This window comes from Kitasatospora sp. NPDC059577, assembly GCF_042735475.1.
GTDB lineage: Bacteria > Actinomycetota > Actinomycetes > Streptomycetales > Streptomycetaceae > Kitasatospora.
In genome coordinates this window covers 24,164-40,565 of sequence record NZ_JBHWBZ010000010.1, presented here as the reverse complement: position 1 = coordinate 40,565, position 16,402 = coordinate 24,164, and the positions used below count along the sequence as shown (strand labels likewise).

Below are 16,402 nucleotides of genomic sequence, written 5' to 3'. Positions count from 1 at the left end.
GGCCCGCCATGATCAGCGGTATACGACCGGCAGCTGCGCCGGGCCTCGCGCTCGGTGACACCCCGGCCCGCGCTTCGACACGCAAGCCGCACCCGGCCTGACGCCTGCACCCGCCGCCACCGGGTCGGCGCCGCTCGGCGCACCAGCTGCCGCGCCTCCTCCTCGAAGTGTCCTTCGTGCCCCCTGGCACGTTCGACACGAGGAGCCAGCCAGCCCGCCCCGGTGTCCGACACCCACCGGCCCACCAACGTCGCCCTGCCCACCCTCTCCGTCCTGCTCTTCTCCGAACCGTCCGCGAGCCGGCACAGCGAGAACGACGCGTCTCCACCGCGCCGCCCGTTCGCCGCCGATGACTCCCTACGCGCCGAGGCCGCCCACCGGCTCGCCTGCGAGGGCACCGCCCTGCTTCGGCAGGGCGCCTGCCCCGGCGCGCTCCGACTCCTGTACGCCATGCGCCGCCGCGCCGAGCGGCACCGACCCCGATTCGCCTCCGATTCCACATCCGACGCCCCGGCCGAGGCCTTCCTCGCGGCCGGACCGACCGCTCCTTGACAACAGAATCGTGTCCCTGCACGAACTCCTCGGGGCGGCGAACTCCTCGGAGTGATCGGCGCCCACCGGTGCCGCACCCGGGGCGTCGAGGTCCCGGGGCGTCGAGGTCCCCGCACCCGGCGCCCGCATCCACCCGCACGACGGGCCCTCGCGCCGGCCGCGGCAAGCACGTCCGCCTCGTCGCCAGGGCGCCGCTGCCACCGGCCGCCCTCGACCACCCCACCGCCCGGGACCCGGGCACCGACACCGGGGGTGCTCGCCGCCGTCCTCGCCTGGCGCGTGGCCGGGCCCTGGTCACCGACGCCAAACCGGCGGGCGCTCGGCCGCGCGCACGCGTGACTCCAGGCGACCGCGCGCGCACGCCCCGAAGCGAGCCCTCGCTCACCGGGCGGCCCGGCCCCCGCGTCCCTAGCCTGGTAACAGGGAGGAGGCAAAACACCATGCTTGGAGACGCACCACTGCAAGCAGTCATCCCCGCCGCCGATCTCGCACGCGCCAAGTCCTTCTACACCGACACCCTCGGCCTCAAGCTCACCGATGAGAACGAGGAGGAGTTCGTCTGCGACTGCGGCGGCACCCAGTTCAGCGTCTACCGCACACCGAGCGGCGGACAGGCCGCCCACACGCTCGCCAGCTTCAAGGTCGCCGACCTCGACGGCGAGATGGCCGGTCTCCGCGACCGCGGCATCACCTTCGAGGAGTACGACTTCCCCGGTCTGAAGACCGTCAACGGCATCGCCGAGGGCGAGGGCATGCGCGCTGCCTGGTTCAAGGACAGCGAGGGCAACATCATCTGCGTGTCCCAGCGCGTCGGCCCGTAGGCCGTCCCCATCACCCACCCAGCCGGTGGACGGTTCCCCCGGGCCCGCCCACCGGCCCGTCATACCCGCCGGCCCACAGGCCCGCACCCGCCGGAACCGGCCCGGCGGCCCTCGCGCCTGCCGCCAGGGCCCTGTCGGACGACGCCGCGGCCCGGCCCGCTCGTGCGGAGCGGGCCGGGCAGCAGGGGCAACGGTCGGCCGACCGCGGCTTGGCGACGAACCGGTACGCCGGTCAGTCGTCCGTCTCGTCGTACCGGCCGTGGCCGAGGCGGCGCAGGTCGAAGGACCAGATGCCGCGGCCGAAGGTGGCGGCGTAGAGCTTGCCGTCAGGGCCGATCTTCAGCTGCTGCACCGCGGTGGTGGGCAGGTTGCGGCCGAGGGTCCGCCAGTCGGTGGTGTCCGGCGCTCGGTAGAAGGCGGCGAGGTCGGTGCCGAGGGCCAGGCCGCCGTTGGGGAGGATCTTCACCGAGGTGACCGGGACGTCGGGCAGGTTGGCCGAGACGTCGGTCCAGGTGGTGCCGCCGTCGTGGGTCTCGAAGACATGGCCGATGCCCGCTCCGGGGCCCTCGGTCCAGGTCCGCGAGAAGCCGTTGAACGCGACCAGGACGTGCTGGGCGTCCTTCTCGTCCACCGCGAAGGAGGAGATGTAGCGGTTGGGCAGGGTGCCGTCGACGGGCAGGCTCAGCTGGTGCCAGCCGGTGCCGTCGGTCTTGCCGACCGCGATGCCACGACTGAAGCCGACGTTGTTGCACGGGCCGCACCAACCCGCGTACACGGTGCCGTCGACGGTCGCGACCGCGGTGGCGACGTGTCCGGCACCGAGGTCGTAGGCGGAGGTCCACTCGCTGCCGCTGCGGATCGCGTAGCCCTTGTGCTGGACCCAGACGTGTTGCCCGCCGGCGATCCAGGTGTTGACGTCCTTCGGGTCGCTGGTGATCGGCGCGATGAAGCGGGCCGCGCTGGTGTCCTTGTCCGGCGGGGCGACCTCGTAGGAGGTGGCCTTGCTCGGGTCCTTCGTCCAGCTGCCGTCGTTGACGGCGCAGTTCTGGGTGACCCACATGTCGAGGTAGACGTACTCCTCGGCGATGTTGCAGCCGTTGTTCGGGTCGACGAGGGTGTCGGCGCCGTCGCCGCCGAAGTTGGAGCCCATCACCTTGTCGTGGGCGCGCAGGATCGACTGTCCGTTGTCCTGCAGTCCGCCGCTGACGATGACGCCCCGGCCCGAGCGGTCCGCCGGGTCCTTGCCGATGCCGACCGAGTAGTACTGCAGGGTGTCGATGGTGCCGTCGTTGAGCGGCGTCCAGTCCTTGGCGTGGCCGTACGCGTCCAGCTGCCCGTTGGTCGGGCGCCGGTAGATGCCGCCGTCGTTGCCGACGTAGACGGTGGGCTTGCCCTGGTAGCTGCCGAAGGCGACGGCGTGCTGGTCGGAGTGGGTGGTCGGCGAGCAGTCACCGGTCTGCTTGGCCGGGTCGATGCTCCAGCACGGGAAGCCGTTGTTCCAGTAGGGCCCGACGGTGGCCCAGGTGCTGCCGCTGTCGGTGGTCTCGAAGACCTCCTCCAGACCGGCGTAGACGTGGTCCGGGTTGGCCGGGTCGACCTGGAGGAACTGGTTGTACCAGGCCTGGATGCCGGGCTGGTAACCCGCGTCCTGCAGCGCTGAGCCGGAGTTCTTCAGCTTGTCCTTGTCCGCGATCTGGGTCCACGGCCCGAACGGCGAACCGGACTTGGACACGTAGATGCCCTTGAGGCCGGTGTCCGGGTCGCTCGCCATGACTGCCGGGGACTGGTCGATCGCGTAGTAGCGGGAGCCGTCCGCGGAGGCGGCGAAGGTCACGTTGCCGACGTTCGCCGCGTCGCTCGGCAGATCGCCGAGCGAGGCGACGCGCTGCCACGTGCCGTCCGCGGCCTTGCTGTAGAAGCCGTTGTAGGTGTCGCCGCCGCGCCAGCCCACCGCCAGGACCACCTTGGTGGGGTCCTTGGGGTCGATCGCGATGTCGTTGGCGATGTTCTTGTACGGCGCGGCCGGGTCCCCGGCCTTCGAACCACCCGGCAGGTACTCCGGGTTGGGCGCGAACTCCAGCGTCCACGGGCCCGACAGGGTGGTGGCCGAGTGGCTCCAGACACCCCGGCTGGTGGCCGCCCACACCTTGCCGCCGCCGAAGCGCAGCGCGTGGATGATGGTCGATTCGAGCTCCGCGCCACCGACCCGGTTGCCCGGCTGGAACTCCCCGTGCTTGGGGTCGGAGAGCACGTACACGCCGGTGCCGACGTACGAGGTCGCGCCGGTGTTGGACTCACCGGTGGCGTACCAGAGCCGGCCGCCGCCGTCGAGGTTCAGGGTGCCGGTGGACAGCGTGGGCAGCTTGTCGGCGATCGGCTCCCAGTGGCCGCCGCCGGTGCGGGAGCGGAACACCCCGCCGTTGGCACCGCCCGCGTAGACGTAACCGTCCTTGTCGGCCGCGACGCCGGTGATCCGGCCCGTCACCAGCCCGGAGCCGCCGCTGGAGTTGGAGTTGACGTCGCGGTAGCGCGGGTCGTCGGAGTTGTACGGCTTGTCGGTGACGTGGTCCCAGCTGCCGCCGGTGTGCGGCATCGACTGCAGCTGGGCCCAGGCCGCGCCGTAGGCACCGGGCGCGACGACACCGGGCGCGGTGCGGGCCTCGGTGTACTGCGCGGTGCCCTCGGCGGAGTTCTCCGCCTCGTCGCCGCCGTCCCCGGCCTCCGCCTCGGCCCGCGGGGTGAGGTTCGGCGCTGCGGTCGACGAACCGGTGGTGCTCCGCACCTTCTGGGCGTGCGTCTTCCCGATGTCCGCCTGGTGCCGGACCTGCCACGGTTGCGGCTCCGGGGTCACGGGCGGCGCGGCGAACGCCTGGGTGGTGGTCAGTCCGATCACGGTGAGCATGACGGCGCTCAGCAGCAGCCGTCGTCGTTGCCTGGTGGGCACGGTCGCGGTCCTCCCCTGCGGCCGGTCGCGCGGTCGTGCGACTCGGCGGAAACAGGGGGCAAGCCTGGTCGGCCGCTCCGGCCGGGGGTAGGGGTCTACGGTAAGAACCCGGTAAAAGCCTTACAGTTTCGAACAGTTGACTTTCACCGAATACCGAACGTCCGTCACGTCCGTCACTCCTGTCGCGCCCGCCCCTGCCGTCATCACCATCACGGCCGTCACGACCATGCCGGCCGTAGCAGCCGGAGGGTGCCCGCGGGAACCAGACCCGCGAGCACCCTCCGGTCACCGCCCGCGCGCCCGACGCACCCGGCTCAGGACCACGCGCACCGAGACGACCGGGTCGAAGGCGCCCGGGCGGTCGCGGGTCAGCGGGTAGCAGGCGAACCCGATCAGCGCCGCGCTGAGGTGGCCGATGCTGGTGTAGTCCCGGTTCTGCTGCACACCCAGGACGTAGACGGCCAGCACACCGGCCGCGTACAGGTACCGCCAGGGCCGCACGATCAGGTAGGTGAGCACCGCGACCACCCCGGCGAGCGCGTAGCTGACGCCGTAGTCGAGGGTGTAGACGGCTCGCGGCGGGGCCAGCCCGTTGTGGATCGCCCAGCCGAGCACGCCCTCGCTGAGGTAGGTCGCGCCGACGTGCGCGAGCATCGCCACCGAGATCCAGCGCAGCGTGCCGAGCCAGCGCTCGGCGGGCACGTGGAAGAGGTTGTAGAGCAGGAAGTAGGAGAACCAGCCGCCGCCCGCGATCCACAGCGCGCTGGTCACCAGGACGCGGACCGGCGAGACCTGCAGGTGGTGCAGGTTGGTGGAACGCCGCTGCAGGATGCGGTCGGCGGTCAGCGGGTCGACGTGCCGGATCACCTCGGTGGTGACCAGCAGGATCGCCAGCCACGCGTAGGTGCCCGGGGCGCGCCGGACGTAGGCCCACACCGCGCGGGCGGCGCGCGCCCACCAGGGCCGCCGGTGCGCCTCTGGGCCCCGGACGGTGCTGCCGGCCATCGGCGCCTCCTCGACAGTCCTCCCCCACCCTCCCCCCGTCCCGCCACCGCCCGCCGCCGTGGCGGCCCGTCCGGGTGACCTGCCTCCCCCCGCCCCGCCCGCTACTCCGCCACGCCCCGGCATCGGGCGGCCGCGCCCTGCGGTGGCCGTCAACCGTCCGATGACGGCGCCCGGCCGTCGCCCTCCACTGTCGTACGCTGGCGCTCCGACCCTCCCGGCCACGACCTCCTCGGCCACGCACCGGGCGTGCCGACACCGGGAACAGCAGACAAGGGCACCAGGCACGATGAGCGATCGCCTCGGGACGAGGACACCGACCGACACCGCCGCGCCCCCACGATCCGCGTCCGGAACGGCCGCCCGCCCGCGGCTCACCGCCGCGTACGTCCTGCTGCTGACCATCACCGCGTCCTGGCTCGCCAGTCAGGGCCACGCCGAGCGGGCCCGGTTCGTCCGGCACAACAGCAGCAACGTCCACCACATGGAGGTCGGCAAGTGGTGGACCCTGTTCACCAGCGGCCTGGTGGTCGACGGGGTACCGGCCTGGGCCGGCATCGCGGCGGTCGCCGTCGTGCTGGGCCTGGCCGAGTGGCGCTGGGGCCCCGCCCGGGCCGCCGCCGTCTTCGTCTTCGGGCACCTGGGCGCCACCCTGCTCACCGAGGGCGCCATGTGGGTGATGCTGAGCACCCACATCCCCGGCGCACTCTCCCGGGCCCGGGACGTGGGCATCAGCTACGGGCTGGTCGCCACCGGCGCCTGCCTGCTCGCCCTGGGCCCGGCCCCGCTGCGCCGCTACGGGCTTCCGGCGCTCGCGCTGGCCCTGGCCACCGCCTGGACGTTGAACCAGCAGCTGGCCGACGCCGGGCACCTGGTCGCGCTCGGCCTCGGCGTGCTCGCCTCCCGGACGGCCTGGGTGCGCACCCGCGCGGCCACCCTCCCCCGCTGACCCCGCATCAGCACGAACCATCACGAACACGCATGAACCATCACGGACGCGCATGGACGCGCATGGACGCGCACGTTCGGGCCGGACTCCCCCCCCCCGGGGAGCCCGGCCCGTCCCGGATCCCCGCCCGTCCCGGATCCCCGCCCGTCTCGGCCTCCGCACTCCACGGCCACCCTCCGGCCCGCAGGTCCGACGCCCTCGACCGCCCCGACCGCCCGACGCCCTCGACCACCCGACAGCCCGACCGCTGCAGCCGCCGCCGGACCAGAAGCCGTTCACCGGTCCCCAACCGTCCGGCGGGTCAGCCGAGTTGACACCTCCGGCACATGGCGGAGGGCGGCCTCGGGGCTCGTCGCCACCATCGACCCGATCGCATGCTCTTGCATTACTCTGCAAATCTATGCCAGAGTTCGGGCATCGGATCGAATACGCCGAATTCCGTTACACATCGCTGATTCAGGAGCCCGCCAGCGCGGGTCAAGGGTGCATCCATGTCAAAGGTCTTGAGCAAGCTGCCGGTCGGTGAACGGATCGGCATCGCATTCTCCGGTGGGTTGGACACCTCCGTCGCCGTCGCGTGGATGCGCGAGCACGGTGCCTTCCCCTACGCCTACACGGCCGACATCGGCCAGTACGACGAGCCGAACCTCGCCGACGTCCCGGCCCGGGGCCGCGCGTACGGCGCCGAGCAGGCCCGGCTGGTCGACTGCCGGGCCGCGCTGGTCGAGGAGGGCCTGGCCGCACTCGCCTGCGGTGCGTTCCACATCCGCTCCGCCGGCCAGACGTACTTCAACACCACCCCGCTCGGCCGCGCCGTGACCGGCACGCTGCTGGTCCGCGCCATGCAGGAGGACGAGGTCTCCATCTGGGGCGACGGATCCACCTACAAGGGCAACGACATCGAGCGGTTCTACCGCTACGGCCTGCTCGCCAACCCCAGCCTGCGGATCTACAAGCCGTGGCTGGACCAGGCGTTCGTCGACCAGCTCGGCGGCCGCAAGGAGATGTCCGAGTGGCTCGCCGAGCGCGACCTGCCGTACCGGGACTCCGCCGAGAAGGCCTACTCCACCGACGCCAACATCTGGGGCGCCACCCACGAGGCCAAGCGGCTGGAGTACCTGGACGCCTCGATGGAGATCGTCAGCCCGATCATGGGCGTGGCCTTCTGGGACCCGGAGGTGGAGATCCGGACCGAGGACATCACCGTCGAGTTCGAGTTCGGCCGCCCGGTCCGGATCAACGGCCAGGAGTTCGCCAACGCCGTCGACCTGGTCCACGAGGCCAACAGCATCGGCGGGCGCCACGGCCTGGGCATGTCGGACCAGATCGAGAACCGGATCATCGAGGCCAAGAGCCGCGGCATCTACGAGGCCCCCGGCATGGCGCTGCTCCACATCGCCTACGAGCGGCTGCTCAACGCCATCCACAACGAGGACACCCTCGCCACCTACCACACCCAGGGCCGGCGCCTCGGCCGGCTGCTCTACGAGGGTCGGTGGTTCGACCCGCAGGCGCTGATGCTCCGGGACAGCATGCAGCGCTGGATCGGCCACCCGGTCACGGGCAGTGTGACGCTGCGGCTGCGGCGGGGCCAGGACTACTCGGTCATCGACACCCAGGGCTCCAACTTCAGCTACCACCCCGAGAAGCTGTCCATGGAGCGCAGCGTCGACGCCGCGTTCGTCCCGGACGACCGCATCGGCCAGCTGACCATGCGCAACCTCGACATCGCCGACTCGCGCAGCAAGCTGGAGCAGTACGCGGTGCACGGCCAGCTGGCGCCGTGGAGCGGCCTGATCGGCGAGCTCGCTCCGGGCGGGGCCGCGCCCATCGCCGCGGGCACCGGCGACGCGGAGGAGTCCACCGCGCTCGACCACGCGGCGATCGAGTCCGGCACCGACTGACCGGCTCGCCCCGGCCGACGGAGCCGACGCGTCCGGGGAGGCCGTCGCACCACACCGTGCGACGGCCTCCGCCGTACCGACCATCCGACGCGCCCACAGGCCCACCCGCGGACCGGCCCGCCACCGCGCCCACGGGCCCGGCTACCGACCCACCCGCCGACGCCACCCGCCGCGCCCGCCCGGCCCTGCCGTAGCCGAATGGCGGACGTGCGCCCGGCCACGGGAAGGCAGGCCCGGGAAGGGGTGAAGCAGTCGGTTCGATGCCGGCCTCGGCGGTGGCGGTCGCGCTCTGCCCGCTGCCGGTCATCACCGTCATCCACATCCTGGGCACCCCGCGCGGCCGCACCAACGGCCTCGCCCTCACGGCCGGCCGGTGGTCGGCCTCGCCGCGCCGGTGTCCGTCACCCCGGTGTCCGTCACCCCGGCGACTGGCGGCGCACCGACCCACGTCCGGACCACGCCCTCTGGTCGTCCTGGCTCAAGCTCGCCCTCGGCGCGCTGCTCCTGCCATCCACCGCACACCCCCCGGCAGTGGCACGACCGGCCGCGCGCGGGTCACGTCACAGCGCCGCCCGCCTGGCTGCGGCCCTCGACCGCTACCCGCCCGCCAGATCCGCGGGCCTCGCCCGGCACTGGCCGTGGGCAGTCCGACCGCACCCCTCCCGTCCATCGGAGGCACCGCCTCGATCGCCGCCACCGCCACGGTCACCGCCGCCGCCAAACCGCGACCCGCTCCGGAGCCGAGGCTGCGGCGCCTCTGGTGATGATCGGCTCGCTCGGCACGCGACTGCCGCGCGCGGTCCGGCTGGGCGCTCGTCCCGCCGCGCGGGCCGGGTCCTCGGCAAGTGGCGGGCCCGGACGGCTGCCCCTCAAGCCGCGGTCCTGACCACGGCCCCGGCCGTGCTCGGCGCCGGCTACCTGGGCGACGCCCGCTCGGGGCTCGTGTGACCCGGCCTCGACCGACCCACGCGATCGGCGGTTCTCCCGGGGCCGCCTCAGCGGATCCGCACCACCCCCCTGCCCCGCACGGCCCGGACACCCAGCCGCGCGGGGTCCGGCCGCGGGCGTGCCGCCACCGCCTCCCGCAGCGTCAGCAGGATTTCCCCGTCGTAGCGCTCCGACAGCACGCGGACCAGCTCGGCCGCTCCCCCCGGCCGCACCTCCTGTGCCAGGTCCGGCAACCGGCCCGGGGCGCTGAGGTCCTGGGCCTGGGCGGCCCAGCGCGCCGCGTCCCGCCGTTCCCCTTCGGCGGTGTAGTGCACGGCCAGGCAGTGCACCGCCAGCTGGTCCCCGTACTGGGCCGCTATCCGCCACCAGAAGACGCCGTCGGCCGTGCGCCCCATCCCGTACAGCAGACAGCCGAGGGTACGGAAGGCGGTCTTCTCGGCGAGTTCGAGGTCGAGGGCCAGTTCCCCCGGCGTCACGGCGCCCGCGACGCCCGCGCACAGGTGCCGCAGGTCCCGCCGGAGTTCCGCCCTGCCCCCGGCCCAGGGGGACTGCCCCGCACCCGACAGCGAACCCGCACCCGGTAGGCCGCCCGGCGCCGAACCCCAGCCCGGCCACGGCCCCGGACCGGGCCCCGCACCCGGCCCCAATCCCACGCCCGGGCTCGACCCCGACGCCGGAGCGTGCGGCGGTCGGGCCCCCGCCGCCGGACGGGCCGGACGTTCCCGCACGGTGGGGGCGGGCCGTCGGACGGCGGCGAGCCGCTCGGCCAACCGTCGGGTGAAGGCCACCGGGTCGTGATCGCCGAACTCCCGTTCCAGCTCGGCGGAGTGTGCCCGCAGCAGGTCACCGACCCTCGTCTCCCCGACGTCCGCGCGTCCACCGCTCCTGTCCCCGACGTCCCCGTATCCGTCCCTCGTGTCCCCGACATCCCCGCATGCGCCCCGCGTGTCCCCGACCCTCGCGTCCCCGATCCGCGCGTCCCCGATCCGCGTGTCCCCGATCCGCGCGTCCCCGACGCTCACGTCGCCACCCTCATGCGTCCACCCTCATGCATCCGCCTTCATGTCCGCGTCCTCATGCCTGCGTCCTCACGTCACGACCCCCACGTCACGGCGCTCACGGCTCCGCGTCCTCCTCGTCCGGGTGCTCCAGCAGGTACTCCAGGTGGCGGCGCCCGAGGCTGTAGTAGGTGCGGGCGGTGGTGTGCGCGATCCCGAGCGACCGGCCGATGTCGTGGTAGGACAGGCCCGCCTGGCGCAGCCGGACCACGTCGGCCTGGACCGGGGCGGCCCGCGCAAGCTCGTCCATCGCCCAGTCCAGGGCGTCCAGTTCGGCGAGTTCGTCCAGCTCGTCCTGGCTGGTGTCGGGACGGCGCTGGGCGATCACTCGCAGCCGTTTGCGTTCGGTGCGCCGGCGGTCGCGCAGGACGTCCACCACCGCGTCCTTCACGACCTTGAAGGCGAAGGCCTGCGGATCGGCGCTGGCCAGGGCGCGGCGCCAGTTCTTGTAGAGCGTGGCACCGGCGTTCTGCACCGCGTCCTGGGCGTCCTCGCGGTGACGCAGCCGCTGTTGGGCGTAGCGGAGGTAGCCGAGGTTCTCGCGGGTGAAGAAGGCCTCGAAGTCGTTCGGCAGGTCGCCGAGCGGGTCCGCCCGCAGGCCCCGCTCCTCGCCCGGCCCGGGAGTGTTCACGCACGCCCCCCTTTTCGTGGGTCAGCTGGCCGGCTCACCGGGTGGCGCGCCGACGGCCCTTTGGGGGCTCGTCGTGTAACCGTCCGGGAGGCCGGGGATGTTGACCGGATCGGGCGGACAATTGGCGAACGTTTCCGTTCACTTTCGAACAACCCCACTGACCTGCCGATTCGAGCCCGCCGACCCCACCGGAACACCCACCGAGTGACCCAGATCACACTGCCCGCGACGCCGGCTTGACAAGCCCTCCGCACCACCACGCAGCCACGCCCGACCCGCGCCGTCGACACCCCGGCCCGGCCGCTTCACCGACAGCCCGACCGCGGCCAGGCAGTCACCCGCGCACGCACGGGGGTGCCGCGCCGCGACGCCGGAGGCCACACCGCCTCGGCGAAACCCGCGGCCACCGCCCGGGCCGGGACCTACGGGGCGGGCTCCACCGCCGCCGAGTCCAGCGCGGCGGTGACCCGCTCCAGCAGCCCGCGCAGCTCCGCGAGGTCCTGGACCGGCAGCCCGGTCGCGGCGAGCAGCCGCCGCGGGACCTGTCCGGCCCGCTCGCGCAGCGCCGTCCCCTCGGCGGTGAGCGCGACGGTGACCGACCGCTCGTCCTGCGGGCTGCGTTCACGACGGACCAGTCCGGCCGCCTCCAGCCGCTTGAGCAGGGGGGAGAGTGTGCCGGAGTCGAGCCGCAGGCGTTCGCCGATCCGCTTGACGGGCAGTTCGCCGTCCTCCCAGAGCACCAGCATGACCAGGTACTGCGGGTAGGTCAGCCCGAGGTCCCGAAGGAGCACCCGGTAGACGCCGCCGAAGGCGCGGGAGGCCGCGTTGAGCGAGAAGCAGATCTGCTGGTCGAGGCGGAGCAGTTCCTCGTCCGCCATGCCGGGAAGCGTGGTCATGGACCCATCGTACCGATGACGCGCACGCCATTGAGTTGTGCGCAATTGAATTGCGTGCTCTACTTGTGGCACGGCAGGGCACGGACGGACCGCAAGAACGACGGCGGCCCCCGGCCCGTCCGCCACCGAGCACTCGAAGCACCACGAAGGGGACCGACCATGGACGCGCTCTACACCGCAGCCGCCACCGCCAACGGCCGGGAGGGCCGCGCCGTCAGCTCCGACGGCCAGCTGGACCTCGCGCTGGCGATGCCGCCGGCGCTCGGCGGCAACGGCCAGGGCACCAACCCCGAGCAGCTGTTCGCGGCCGGCTACGCCGCCTGCTTCGCCAGTGCGCTCGGCCTGGTCGGCCGGCAGGCCCGGGTGGACACCAGCGAGGTCTCGGTGACCGCCGAGGTGTCCATCGGCAAGGACGGCGCCGGCTTCGGCCTCGCCGTCGTGCTGCGCGTCGAGCTGCCCGACACTCTCGCGGGCGAGACCGGCGAGCTGCTGGTCAAGCAGGCGCACGAGGTCTGCCCGTACTCCCGCGCCACCCGGGGCAACATCCCGGTCGAGCTGGTCGTCGAGTAACCGGTCCGCCGACCGGCCGGGCAACCGGCCGGGCAACCGGCCGGGCAGCCGATCGGGCAGCCGTCGCCCTCGGGACGAAATTCGGCCCCGGGGCTCCGCAGACGCACCGGGCCCGCCGCACTGGACGTGCGGCGGGCCCGTCCCGCACCATGCTCCGGGCTCCTACTCCCCCGTACCGGGGCCGCCGGGGCCGGGCGAACCGCCGGCGGGAGCACCACTCCCCGGGGCACCACCCACAGGGCCACCGCCACCCGGCCCGTTCGCCGAGCGCAGCGTCTCCAGTCTGTGCCGGTACTCCTCGGCGTCGATCTCGCCCCGGGCGAACCGCTCCGCGAGCACCTGCTCCGGGGCCGGGCCGGTCGCCCAGCCGCTCGGGCCGCCCGCGCCGTGCCCGCCGCCACCGGAGACGCCCGGTGCCGCAGTCGCCGGCGGGACCGGCTGCCGCGAGCGCGAAACGTAGCGGAACAGAGCGATGGCAGCGAGCACCAGGAGCGCCAGGACCAGCAGCGTCCCGATCACCATCAACCCGATGCCCCAGCCGCCCATGCCGTGGCCGTGCCCGTACCCATGCCAGTGCCTCATCAGGACCTCCTCCTCCGGCCCCGTCCGGGCCCGCCGAGGTGATCAGCGCCTTACCACCATCGTGCGCCCGGCACCGGTGAAAGTGCTGTGAAGAAAGCCTGAGAAAACGTTTCGGCGGCCGGGCCCGAAGTCCACGGGGTAGCGTGCCGCTCGTGAACCGGCACGCACGCACGACCCACCACCCGCCCCACGACGGCCGCTCCCCCGAGCAGCTCGTCGCCGCCGGGGTGCTGCGGCGCCACGCCGACCCCAGCCCCCACCCGACCCTCGGCCACTCCCCGATCGCCTACGTCGACACCGCGCTCTGGGCCGAACTCACCGCCCTCGCCATCGCGCCGACCGCCGCCGAGGCCACCGCGACGGCCCTGCTGCACGCACTCGCCGACCACGCCGTGGACGCGGCGCTCGCGCCGGGCAACGAGCGCGCCCCGCACGACGACCTGTACGTGACCGACCCCGCCCACATCGGCCCGGACCGCCGCACGGTCTGGTTCCAGCGCTCCGGCCCGCACGGCCCGATCACCGCCGCCTTCGCACCCTGAACCGTGGGCCGCACCGGCCGCACCGGGGCCTGGCCCGCCGGGCCGGGCGGGCCGGGCGGGGCGTACCGGCCGCGACCGCCGAACCCCGGACCCGAACGACCGGACCCGAACGGCCTGGACCCGATCCCGGCCCGCCCCGCCCCGGCCCGCCCCGGCCCGCCCCGGCCCGGCCCGCCCCCGAACCGGGACCCCCTCAGCCCCGGTTCAGCGCTCCACCTGCAGGCTGTGGCAGACCCAGCTGAGCCGGTCCGGCCCGCCGCTCGCCGGCCGGTCGTGGTACGTCCCGTCCGCCACCGACAGGTTGACGATCAGGTAGGCGTGCCAGCCGGCACCCACCCCGTGCAGGTCCGCGTAGACCAGTTCGTCCTCGACGTACCAGTCCACCGAGTTCGCGCCGAGCACCACCCGCAGGCCGAAGGTCGCCCCGGGGCCGATCCCCGCGCCGCCGCCGTGCCAGTACCGGAAGCCGCCCCGGACGTGGTTGGAGATCTCCAGCAGGTCGGGGTTGTCGGGGTGGTACTCGAAGACGTCGACCTCGTTGCCGCCGTCCCGCCAGGTCCAGATCGCCGGCCAGGCCCCCAGCTGCACGGGCAGCGTCACGCGCGCCGACAGCACGTCCCCGGCGCGGACCTGGAAGCCGTCCGGACTGCCCTCGGTGGTCAGCAGGTTGCAGTTCCACAGGCCACCGGTGTGCCGCCGGGTGGCGGTGAACACCCCGCCGGGACAGTAGCCGCGGACGAGGTAGTCGAGTTTGTGGTCGCTCCGGTTGGTCGGCCCCATCCGGGGATAGGCGCTGCTGCGCCCGGTGGTCCACTGCCTGGTCGAAGTGAAGTCCGCGTCGAACACGACTGTCACGGCCGCCTCCCCGGTGCCCGGGTGCCCCGGCAGTCCGATCGGCCGGGCACACAGAGTGAGTTACCCGGTACGGTCCGCTGTATGCGAAGCGGACCACCCGGGTCCGAGACGGACCGGCAGCCACCGGCTCCACCTGCCGGACCGCTGCAGCCCGACCGGCCGGACCCACCCGGCGAGCCCGATCAGCCCGATCGACGCCACCAGCCGGACCCGTCCGACCAACCGGATCAGCCCGATCAGCCCCGCCCGGCCGGCTCGGCCCGTCAGCCGACCGTCGCCGCGCCCCCGGCGCCGAGCCGGTCGGTCACGGAGACCACGCCGTCCACCGAGCGGCACAGGTTGAGCACGATCGGCACCAGATGCGGCTCGGGCACGGTGCCGCTGAGCACCACCCGGCCCTGGCTGACCTCCACCCCGATCTCCGCCGGGCTGACGCCCTCGATCCGGCCGAGCACCTCCTCGACGATCTCCCGCCGGATCACCGTGTCCTCGCGCAGGAACACCCGCAGCAGGTCGCCCCGGCTGACCATGCCGACGACCCGCCCTTCCTCGTCCAGCACCGGCAGCCGCTTCAGCCCGTGCCGGCTCATCGTGCGGGCCGCCGCGACCACGCTCACCCCTGGTGTGGTGCAGACGGGCTGGGCCGTCATCAGGTCGGCGGCAGTGACCTCGCCGTCCGGGCCCACCTGCGCCGACTCGGGGGCCGGCAGCAGGCTGCCCGGGTCGTCCTGCGCGGCCAGGGTGCGCAGCAGGTCGGCCTCCGAGACGACGCCGAGCGGCCGCCCTTCCGGGTCCACCACCGGTACCCCGGTGATGTCGTACTCGCTCAGCAGCGTCACGATCTCCCGGAACCCGGTCTCGGGCGAGACCAGGACCACGGGGCTGGTCATCACGGATTCGACGGTGGCATGCCGCACGCCGGTTCACCTCGTCCAACGGTGCTGGTCCGACCGGGCGCGGATCGTCCCGGCCGGTTACCGGCAGCATGGCGTGTGGCGGCGCGGACCGCCAGGGGCCAAGGGGCCGAACGGGTGGGACCTTGGGCCTCGCACCTCGAACACGGACCCGACACGGACCGACGTGGCCCGGCGTGGCCCGGCGTGGCCCGACACGGACCCGTCCGCCGGTCACGGCCCCACCCGTCCGGGGCCCGCACAAGGGCCTCACCCGTCCGGGGCCCCTCCCCTCAGGGGTCAGTCGTGCGAAACCGCCCCGCAGCCGACGGCGAGTGGTCGCGGATGGCCGTGGCTGTTCCGACGCGTGGGGTCGGGGCCTCGGCCGGCGGGCGGCTCGCCCACAGACGCGGGGTGTCCGGCCCGGCGTGGGCCCGGGCGTCGAGCAGGGTGCGGTTGAAGCCGCTCGACCGTGCCGTCGGTCCGCGGCCGGTCGGGCCGGGTCCGTTCGCGTGCGACGCCGTCGACTGCGACGACGCCGCGCCAGGAGTGCGATCGGTGGCCGGCCCCGTTGTCGCTCCGCACCCGTTGGACGGTGACGACGGCCCGGGCGGGGAACGCGCGTGCCCGGGCCGGAACGCGGCGGCCCGTTCGGCGGCGGAGGGCGTGGTGGCCACCGCCGGCGGGGACGTCGCCGAGCTTCCTGATGGTCCACATGGACCAGGTCGCCCGGCACGGCGTGGTCGCCGCGCCGCACCGGGCGGCCGGTGGCGCGGGTCGAACGAGGCGGCAACGGCGCGGTCCCCGGCCGTCGGCGGACCGCTGCCAGGGCCATCGGGCGCCCGGACCGGGCCGGGCGCCGGTCGAGCCGACGGGCGCCCGCCACCGCCGGTCAGTGCCCGTCACGGGGGCGCCGCTCCCCGGACGTTCCTCCAGCGGTGGCCCGCGGGTGGAGCGCCGCTCCCCCTTCAGCCGCCCTTCGCTCCCCCCGGACGGCGCAACCATCACATGATCGACTTGTTGGACCGTCCACCACAACAGCACGCACGACCGCACGCACGACCGCACACACGACCGCACACACACCAACGCCACGACACAGCACCAAGGCTCCCGGGAGGCCCCTTTGCCAGCACGGACGGTGGGCGCGACACCGCCGCACCAGGGGGTCGCGGCGCGCCCGGTCGCGCAGGCCGAGGCCGCGCTGGTGCGCCACTACCGCAGGCTGGTCCGGCTCGCCTACCTGGCCCTGCCG

14 protein-coding genes are annotated in these 16,402 nt (G+C 73.8%); 6 read left to right on the top strand and 8 right to left on the bottom strand.

All coding sequences use genetic code 11. The annotated features are described in order from the left end of the window. Nucleotides 1-222: 222 nt before the first annotated feature. Together ACFV0O_RS11635 and ACFV0O_RS11630 are read left to right on the top strand one after the other, a co-directional pair. Entirely contained in the window at nucleotides 223-552 is a 330-nt protein-coding gene (locus ACFV0O_RS11635; RefSeq protein ID WP_380339612.1) for a hypothetical protein, read from the top strand. 440 nt (nucleotides 553-992) lie between these two features. Then, nucleotides 993-1,373 carry a VOC family protein gene (locus tag ACFV0O_RS11630; protein ID WP_380339609.1) on the top strand — a complete coding sequence of 127 codons (381 nt, stop codon included), beginning with the start codon at nucleotides 993-995 and terminating at the stop codon, nucleotides 1,371-1,373. A 232-nt stretch (nucleotides 1,374-1,605) separates the two neighbouring features. Here the strand turns inward: ACFV0O_RS11630 and ACFV0O_RS11625 are convergent, their stop codons facing one another. Next, nucleotides 1,606-4,275: a glycosyl hydrolase gene (locus ACFV0O_RS11625; RefSeq protein ID WP_380339904.1), complete on the bottom strand. Its 2,670-nt coding sequence runs from the start codon at nucleotides 4,273-4,275 to the stop codon at nucleotides 1,606-1,608. Between the two features lie 327 nt (nucleotides 4,276-4,602). After that, on the bottom strand, nucleotides 4,603-5,322 hold the full coding sequence (locus ACFV0O_RS11620) for a rhomboid-like protein (RefSeq protein ID WP_380339607.1): 720 nt from the start codon (nucleotides 5,320-5,322) through the stop codon (nucleotides 4,603-4,605). Nucleotides 5,323-5,608: 286 nt separating this feature from the next. Between ACFV0O_RS11620 and ACFV0O_RS11615 the strand changes: the two genes are divergently transcribed. Together ACFV0O_RS11615 and argG are read left to right on the top strand one after the other, a co-directional pair. After that, complete coding sequence (locus ACFV0O_RS11615; protein ID WP_380339604.1) at nucleotides 5,609-6,268, top strand: rhomboid-like protein; 660 nt, start codon at nucleotides 5,609-5,611, stop codon at nucleotides 6,266-6,268. 491 nt (nucleotides 6,269-6,759) lie between these two features. Continuing rightward, on the top strand, nucleotides 6,760-8,172 hold the full coding sequence (gene argG, locus ACFV0O_RS11610; protein WP_360257360.1) for an argininosuccinate synthase: 1,413 nt from the start codon (nucleotides 6,760-6,762) through the stop codon (nucleotides 8,170-8,172). 995 nt (nucleotides 8,173-9,167) lie between these two features. Here the strand turns inward: argG and ACFV0O_RS11605 are convergent. From ACFV0O_RS11605 to ACFV0O_RS11595, 3 genes are all read right to left on the bottom strand, one after another. After that, complete coding sequence (locus tag ACFV0O_RS11605; protein ID WP_380339601.1) at nucleotides 9,168-9,596, bottom strand: hypothetical protein; 429 nt, start codon at nucleotides 9,594-9,596, stop codon at nucleotides 9,168-9,170. A 640-nt stretch (nucleotides 9,597-10,236) separates the two neighbouring features. After that, on the bottom strand, nucleotides 10,237-10,809 hold the full coding sequence (locus ACFV0O_RS11600) for an RNA polymerase sigma factor (protein ID WP_380339598.1): 573 nt from the start codon (nucleotides 10,807-10,809) through the stop codon (nucleotides 10,237-10,239). A gap of 422 nt (nucleotides 10,810-11,231) precedes the next feature. Continuing rightward, complete coding sequence (locus ACFV0O_RS11595) at nucleotides 11,232-11,705, bottom strand: MarR family winged helix-turn-helix transcriptional regulator (RefSeq protein ID WP_380339596.1); 474 nt, start codon at nucleotides 11,703-11,705, stop codon at nucleotides 11,232-11,234. Between the two features lie 159 nt (nucleotides 11,706-11,864). Between ACFV0O_RS11595 and ACFV0O_RS11590 the strand changes: the two genes are divergently transcribed. After that, nucleotides 11,865-12,275, top strand: coding sequence for an organic hydroperoxide resistance protein (locus ACFV0O_RS11590; protein WP_380339593.1), 411 nt, complete (start codon nucleotides 11,865-11,867; stop codon nucleotides 12,273-12,275). A gap of 162 nt (nucleotides 12,276-12,437) precedes the next feature. Here the strand turns inward: ACFV0O_RS11590 and ACFV0O_RS11585 are convergent, their stop codons facing one another. Beyond that, on the bottom strand, nucleotides 12,438-12,857 hold the full coding sequence (locus ACFV0O_RS11585; RefSeq protein ID WP_380339590.1) for an SHOCT domain-containing protein: 420 nt from the start codon (nucleotides 12,855-12,857) through the stop codon (nucleotides 12,438-12,440). Nucleotides 12,858-13,009: 152 nt separating this feature from the next. Between ACFV0O_RS11585 and ACFV0O_RS11580 the strand changes: the two genes are divergently transcribed. Then, nucleotides 13,010-13,399: a hypothetical protein gene (locus tag ACFV0O_RS11580; protein ID WP_380339588.1), complete on the top strand. Its 390-nt coding sequence runs from the start codon at nucleotides 13,010-13,012 to the stop codon at nucleotides 13,397-13,399. Nucleotides 13,400-13,603: 204 nt separating this feature from the next. Here ACFV0O_RS11580 and ACFV0O_RS11575 read toward each other — a convergent pair whose 3' ends face one another. Together ACFV0O_RS11575 and ACFV0O_RS11570 are read right to left on the bottom strand one after the other, a co-directional pair. Then, nucleotides 13,604-14,254: a beta-glucanase gene (locus ACFV0O_RS11575; RefSeq protein ID WP_380339585.1), complete on the bottom strand. Its 651-nt coding sequence runs from the start codon at nucleotides 14,252-14,254 to the stop codon at nucleotides 13,604-13,606. 263 nt (nucleotides 14,255-14,517) lie between these two features. Continuing rightward, entirely contained in the window at nucleotides 14,518-15,171 is a 654-nt protein-coding gene (locus tag ACFV0O_RS11570; protein WP_380339582.1) for a CBS domain-containing protein, read from the bottom strand. Between the last annotated feature and the right edge of the window lie 1,231 nt (nucleotides 15,172-16,402).